This window comes from Flindersiella endophytica, assembly GCF_054779015.1.
In genome coordinates this window covers 1-1,016 of record NZ_BAAGYY010000032.1, presented here as the reverse complement: position 1 = coordinate 1,016, position 1,016 = coordinate 1, and the positions used below count along the sequence as shown (strand labels likewise).

Here is a 1,016-nt window from a genome sequence, read left to right as displayed (position 1 = left end):
CTAGGGCGTGTTTCGAAGTAAGGGAAGCCATTCGTTGATGGCGGTGATTTCGAGGATGGCTTGGTAGCGGGTGGAGAGTTTGTCGTAGCGGGTGGCTACGGCCCGGTGTCGTTTGAGGCGGTTGATGCCGCACTCGACGGCGTGGCGGGCTTGGTAGTCGGTTGGGTCGAAGGAGGGTGGGCGGCCGCCGCGGCTGCCGCGCCGGGATCGGTGGCCGGCTTGGTCGGCCGGTACCGGGATGGTGGCGGGGATGTGGCGGCGGCGTAGATGTGCGCGGATGGCTCGGGAGGAGTAGGCCTTGTCGGCTCGTACTCGATCGGGTCGGGTACGAGCGCGGCCCTGGCCGGGCTGGGCGACTTTGATGCCGGCCATCACCGCCTCGAACTGCGGGGCATCGCCGCGTTGACCAGCGGTCACCACCAGCGACAGTGGTTTCTGCCCCTGTTCGCAGGCCAGATGCACTTTGGTTGACAGGCCGCCTCGTGAACGGCCCAGCCCATGGTCGGCTGGTTCGTTGACTGTCCCGCCGGGTGGTTCGCGCTGCAGGTCGCCTCGCCGCCGGGCGCCGGCGGCGTGCTGATGGGCGCGCATGATCGTGGAGTCGACGTTGACCTCCCAGGTGATCAATCCGGCCTGATCGGCCAGGGCTTGCAAGCGGGCGAGGATCTGCGCCCAGACTCCGGCCCGCTGCCAGCGGCGGAACAGGGAATACACCGCTTGCCAGGAGCCGTAATACTCCGGCACGTCCCGCCAGGGCGCACCGACCCGCACCCGCCAGCGGATCCCATCGATCAACTGCCGCTTGCTCCACTTCGACGGCCGGCCCGGCCTGCACGCAACGGGCAACAGCGGCTCCAGGCAGGCCCACTGCTCGTCGGTCAGGTCGAACCGCCTCGTCACCGCTAGGGTGGCCACGAGGTCTCCGCGTATGAGGTTCGTCTTGGTCGATGAACCCCTCTACCGGAGACCTCACTTGTCGACGATCACGACACGCCCGACTTCGAAACACGGCCTAG

Annotated in this window: 1 protein-coding gene; it reads right to left on the bottom strand. The window is 67.6% G+C overall.

Going from position 1 to position 1,016, the window contains the following annotated elements; genetic code table 11:
- On the bottom strand, positions 1-930 hold the full coding sequence (locus tag ACYVF6_RS37515; RefSeq protein WP_460528699.1) for an IS5 family transposase: 930 nt from the start codon (positions 928-930) through the stop codon (positions 1-3).
- Positions 931-1,016: the final 86 nt, after the last annotated feature.